Origin of the sequence: Streptomyces calidiresistens (assembly GCF_014141525.1) — a bacterium.
Classification (GTDB): domain Bacteria; phylum Actinomycetota; class Actinomycetes; order Streptomycetales; family Streptomycetaceae; genus Streptomyces; species Streptomyces calidiresistens.
Genome location: NZ_VKHS01000323.1, coordinates 1 through 5,806, shown reverse-complemented (window position 1 = coordinate 5,806; position 5,806 = coordinate 1). Strand labels below are relative to the sequence as shown.

Sequence of the window (5,806 nt, the reverse complement as noted above, 5' to 3'; positions counted from 1 at the left end):
GCGGAGGGCACCGGGACGCGGGCGCGTCGGCCGACGGGGAGCGCGGCACGACCGTCCGGGAGGGGGGCCGGGCGCCCCGGGAGTCCGGCCGGCACGGCGGGCTCCCCGGGCACGACGGCTTCGGGGACCACGGGGACCACGGGGGACCACCCGCCCGGACCGGCGGCGGGTTCCGCGCGGCGGTGCGGCTGGCCGTCGGTCCGCGCACCCTGCGGGAGGGCGCGCACCTGCTGGTGAACTTCCCGATCGCGAGCGTCCTGTTCCTCTTCGCCGTCGTCGGCCTGATGGTGTCGGGCGGCCTGCTGGTGCTGGTCGTGGGGCTGCCGCTGCTGTGCCTGGTACTGGTGGCGGTGCGCGGGGTGGGTTTCCTGGAGCGCGCCCGGGCCCGGGCGCTGCTGCGCATCGACGTGCCCGACCCCCGCCCGCTGCGCCCGCGCGGGGGGCGCCGGGATGCCACGGCGTGGATCGGGGCGGTGCTGCGCAGCGGGGAGTGCTGGCGGGCCACGGTGTACGCCCTGGTGCACTTCCCGTGGGCGGTCTTCACCTTCGGCACGGTGCTGACGCTGTGGTCGGCCGGCCTGGGCCTGGCGACGATGCCGCTGTGGGCGTGGACCCTGGGCGGGAACGACGGCCCCGGCATCAACGTGGACGGGCAGGGCGGCGGCTGGATCTGGGACAGCCCGCCGGAGTACGCGCTGGGCCTGGTGGTGGGTTGCCTGCTGCTGCTCCTGGCGGGCGGCGTGATCCGCGGGCTGGCGCACGTGGACCGGATGCTGGTGGCCGGCCTGCTCGGCCCCTCGGCGGAGCAGTCGCGGATCGAGGAGCTGGAGACCAACCGCTCGGTGGTGGTGGACACCACCTCGGCCGACCTCCAGCGGATCGAGCGGGACCTGCACGACGGCGCGCAGGCGCGACTGGTGGCGCTGGCGATGAGCCTGGGGCTGGCCAAGGAGAAGCTGGACGAGGACCCGCGGACGGCGGCCCGGATGGTGGACGAGGCGCACGGCGAGGTGAAGCTGGCGCTCCAGGAGCTGCGGGACCTGGCCCGGGGCATCCGGCCGGCGATCCTCACCGACCGGGGTCTGGGCCCGTCACTGTCGGCGGTGGCGTCCCGCTGCACGGTGCCGGTGACGATGGAGGTGGACCTGCCGCAGCGGCCGGCCGAGGCGATCGAGGGCATCGTCTACTTCACCGTCTCGGAACTGCTGCAGAACGTGAGCAAGCACAGCGGTGCCGACGCGGCGCTGGTGGACATCTGGCGGGCCGACGAGTGGCTGATGGTGCAGGTCGCCGACAACGGTCGGGGCGGCGCCCGGACGGAGGGCGGCACGGGTCTGGCCGGGCTGGCCGGCCGGCTCGGGGCGGTGGACGGGCGGTTGATGCTCTCCTCCCCGCAGGGCGGGCCCACCACGGTGACCGCCGCGCTGCCCTGGCGGGGCCGCTCCTGAGCCCCGCGGCCCCTCACCGGGTGCCCCGCGCGTCCGGTGCCGTCCCGGCTCCCGGACGACGACCGCCCGGACGGTGAGATGCTGGGCGGGTCCCGTCGACGGCGGCGGGCGGGAGCCGCGAGGGGGTTGCGGGTGACGGTGCGGGCGGTGATCGCCGAGGACTCGGTGCTGTTGCGCGAGGGGCTGACCCGGTTGTTGACCGATCGGGGCCTGGAGGTGGTCGCGGGCGTCGGGGACGGCGAGGCGCTGGTGCGCGCGGTGGAGGAGTTGGCGGCCGGTGACGGGGTGCCGGACGTGGCGGTGGTGGACGTGCGGATGCCGCCCACCCACACCGACGAGGGGCTGCGGGCGGCGGTACGGCTGCGGCAGCGGTACCCGGACCTGGGGGTGCTGGTGCTGTCCCAGTACGTGGAGGAGCAGTACGCCACGGAGCTGCTGGCCGGCTCCAGCCGCGGGGTGGGGTATCTGCTCAAGGACCGGGTGGCGGAGGTGCGGGAGTTCACCGACGCGGTGCGGCGGGTCGCGGAGGGCGGCACGGCGCTGGACCCGGAGGTGGTCAGTCAGCTGCTCGGCCGCAGCCGGCGGCAGGACGTGCTGGCGGCGCTGACCCCGCGCGAGCGGGAGGTGCTGGGGTTGATGGCCGAGGGCCGCACCAACGCCGCCATCGCCGCGGCGCTGGTGGTGAGCCACGGCGCGGTGGAGAAGCACGTGAGCAACATCTTCCTGAAGCTGGGCCTGGCGCAGAGTGATACCGATCACCGGCGGGTGCTGGCGGTGCTGACCTACCTCAATTCCTGAGCGGGTCCCGGTCGAACGATCGGGTCGGTGGCTCCACGGGCTCCCGGACCCCCGGCGCGCGAGCCGCCGCGCGGGGGTGCGGAGGGGGGCGCCGGCGCCCCTCGGCGCCCCGAACCGGGCCCGCGGTCAGGGGCGATGGCCGTTCGGCCGGCCCCGGGAGCGGTCCGCGGGACGGCGTTCCCGGAGGGCCGGGGACGGGCGGCGCGGAGGCGGGTCCCGGGTCGAAGATCGGGGTGCGGCTCGGTCCGGGGACCGAGCCGCGAACCCCTCCCAAGGGGGACGAATCACCGTCTCATTTTCGGGTCCACGATGTGAGAGCCCCCGGGAAGGGCATCCTTACCCCCGTACGATGGCCGTCAGGAGTCGCCTCGAAGGAGGGCCAGAGAAGTGACCAGCCAGGCCGGCCCGGACACCCGGGACGCCGAGACCCCCACCGACCCGGCCGCCGACACGGCGACGGGCACGGCCGGGGCCGCACAGCCGTCCACCACGACCGAGGCGGGCACGATGGGCACCACGGGCACGACGGGCACCACCGGCACCACCGGCACCACCGGCAAAGAGGTCAGGCGCCTGGACCGGGTGATCATCCGGTTCGCGGGCGACTCCGGCGACGGCATGCAACTCACCGGTGACCGCTTCACCTCCGAGACCGCCTCGTTCGGCAACGACCTCTCCACCCTGCCGAACTTCCCGGCCGAGATCCGGGCCCCCGCCGGCACCCTGCCGGGCGTCTCGTCCTTCCAGGTGCACTTCGCCGACCACGACATCCTCACCCCCGGCGACGCGCCGAACGTGCTGGTGGCGATGAATCCGGCGGCCCTGAAGGCGAACATCGCGGACGTGCCGCGCGGCGCGGAGATCATCGTCAACACCGACGAGTTCACCACCCGCGCCATGGCCAAGGTCGGCTACGCCTCCAGCCCCCTGGAGGACGGCTCCCTGGAGGGCTACAGCGTCCACCCGGTGCCGCTGACCACCCTGACGGTGGAGGCGCTCAAGGGCTTCGACCTCACCCGCAAGGAGGCCGGCCGGTCCAAGAACATGTTCGCGCTCGGCCTGCTGTCGTGGATGTACCACCGGCCGACCGAGGGCACCGAGAACTTCCTGCGGACCAAGTTCGCCAACAAGCCGCACATCGCCGAGGCCAACCTGGCCGCCTTCCGCGCGGGCTGGAACTTCGGCGAGACCACCGAGGACTTCGCCACCTCCTACGAGGTGGCCCCGGCGACCTCCGCGTTCCCGCCCGGCACCTACCGGAACATCTCCGGGAACCTGGCGCTGTCCTACGGACTGGTCGCCGCGTCCCACCAGGCGGACCTGCCGCTGTTCCTCGGCTCGTACCCGATCACCCCGGCCTCGGACATCCTGCACGAGCTGTCGAAGCACAAGAACTTCGGCGTGCGGACCTTCCAGGCCGAGGACGAGATCGCCGGCATCGGCGCCGCCCTGGGCGCCGCCTTCGGCGGCAGCCTGGGCGTGACCACCACCTCCGGCCCCGGTGTGGCGCTGAAGTCCGAGACGATCGGCCTGGCGGTCTCCCTGGAGCTGCCGCTGCTGATCGTGGACATCCAGCGCGGCGGCCCCTCCACCGGTCTGCCCACCAAGACCGAGCAGGCCGACCTGATGCAGGCCATGTACGGCCGCAACGGCGAGGCGCCGGTGCCGATCGTCGCCCCGGCCACCCCGGCCGACTGCTTCGACGCCGCCATCGAGGCCGCCCGCATCGCCCTGGTCCACCGCACCCCGGTCTTCCTGCTCTCCGACGGCTACCTGGCCAACGGCTCCGAGCCCTGGCGGATCCCCGACCCGGAGGAGCTGCCCGACCTGCGGGTGCGCTTCGCCACCGGGCCGAACCACGTCGAGGAGAACGGCACCGAGGTCTTCCACCCCTACAAGCGGGACCCGGAGACCCTGGCCCGCCCCTGGGCCGTGCCCGGCACCCCCGGCCTGGAACACCGCATCGGCGGCATCGAGAAGCAGGACGGGACGGGGAACATCTCCTACGACCCGGCCAACCACGACTTCATGGTCCGCACCCGCCAGGCCAAGGTCGACGGCATCGAGGTCCCGGACCTGGAGGTCGACGACCCGAGTGGCGAGGCCCGGGTGCTGGTGCTCGGCTGGGGCTCCACGCACGGCCCGATCACCGCCGCCACCCGCCGCATCCGCCGCGCCGGGGGCCGGATCGCCCGCGCCCACCTGCGCCACCTCAACCCCTTCCCCGCCAACCTCGGCGAGGTCCTGCGCCGGTACGACAAGGTGGTGCTCCCGGAGATGAACCTGGGCCAGCTCGCCGCCCTGCTGCGCGCGAAGTACCTCGTGGACATCGCGTCCATCACGCAGGTCACCGGCCTGCCGTTCAAGGCCGAGCAGCTCGCATCCGCGCTCAAGGAGGCAGTCGATGCCCACTGAGGCCCTCTCCCTGGTGCCGAAGTCCGAGGCCAAGCAGTCCATGAAGGACTTCAAGTCCGACCAGGAGGTCCGCTGGTGCCCCGGCTGCGGCGACTACGCCGTGCTGGCCGCCGTGCAGGGCTTCCTTCCGGAGCTGGGACTGGCCCGGGAGAACATCACCTTCGTCTCCGGCATCGGGTGCTCCAGCCGCTTCCCGTACTACATGAACACCTACGGGATGCACTCCATCCACGGGCGCGCCCCGGCCATCGCCACCGGCCTGGCCGCCGCCCGCCGCGACCTGTCGGTGTGGGTGGTCACCGGTGACGGCGACGCGCTGTCCATCGGCGGCAACCACCTCATCCACGCCCTGCGGCGCAACGTCAACCTGAAGATCCTGCTGTTCAACAACCGGATCTACGGTCTGACCAAGGGCCAGTACTCCCCCACCTCCGAGGCGGGGAAGATCACCAAGTCCACCCCCATGGGCTCGCTGGAGGCGCCGTTCAACCCGGTCTCGCTGGCGCTCGGCGCGGAGGCCTCCTTCGTCGCCCGCACCATCGACAGCGACCGCCGGCACCTCACCGACGTGCTGCGCGCCGCCGCGCAGCACCCGGGCACGGCGCTGGTGGAGATCTACCAGAACTGCAACATCTTCAACGACGGCGCCTTCGACGCCCTGAAGGACAAGCAGCGCGCGCAGGAGGCGGTCGTCCGCCTGGAGCACGGGCAGCAGATCCGCTTCGGCGCCCCCTGGCCGGAGGCCGAGGGCGGCGACGGCCTGGGCCGCCTCGGCGTGGTCCGCGACCCCGCCACCGGTGAGCTGGACACCGTGGACGTCACCGTCGAGGGCACCGACCGGGTGCTCGTGCACGACGCGCACGCCGCCTCCCCGGCCACCGCCTTCGCGCTCTCCCGCCTCGCCGACGCCGACACCCTGCACCGCACCCCCATCGGCGTGCTGCGCAGCGTGCGCCGGCCGGTGTACGAGGACCAGATGGCCGACCAGCTGGACGAGGCCGTCGAGCGCAAGGGCAAGGGCGACCTCGGCGCCCTGCTCGCGGGCAAGGACACCTGGACGGTCGTCGGCTGACACCCGTCCCGGCACACCCCCGTTCCACACCCGGCCCCCGCCGCGCCCCGCGCGGCGGGGGCCGGCGCGTGGG

4 protein-coding genes are annotated in these 5,806 nt (G+C 73.7%); all 4 read left to right on the top strand.

The features are described from left to right. Positions 1–182: 182 nt before the first annotated feature. Entirely contained in the window at positions 183–1,448 is a 1,266-nt protein-coding gene (locus FOE67_RS14430) for a sensor histidine kinase (RefSeq protein ID WP_182664302.1), read from the top strand. Between the two features lie 138 nt (positions 1,449–1,586). After that, positions 1,587–2,246, top strand: a complete 660-nt coding sequence (locus tag FOE67_RS14425) for a response regulator transcription factor (RefSeq protein WP_182664300.1) — start codon at positions 1,587–1,589, stop codon at positions 2,244–2,246. Positions 2,247–2,753: 507 nt separating this feature from the next. Beyond that, complete coding sequence (locus FOE67_RS14420) at positions 2,754–4,661, top strand: 2-oxoacid:acceptor oxidoreductase subunit alpha (RefSeq protein WP_182664298.1); 1,908 nt, start codon at positions 2,754–2,756, stop codon at positions 4,659–4,661. Continuing rightward, positions 4,651–5,733, top strand: a complete 1,083-nt coding sequence (locus FOE67_RS14415; RefSeq protein WP_182664296.1) for a 2-oxoacid:ferredoxin oxidoreductase subunit beta — start codon at positions 4,651–4,653, stop codon at positions 5,731–5,733. Before FOE67_RS14420 ends, FOE67_RS14415 begins: the two co-directional genes overlap by 11 nt. Positions 5,734–5,806: the final 73 nt, after the last annotated feature.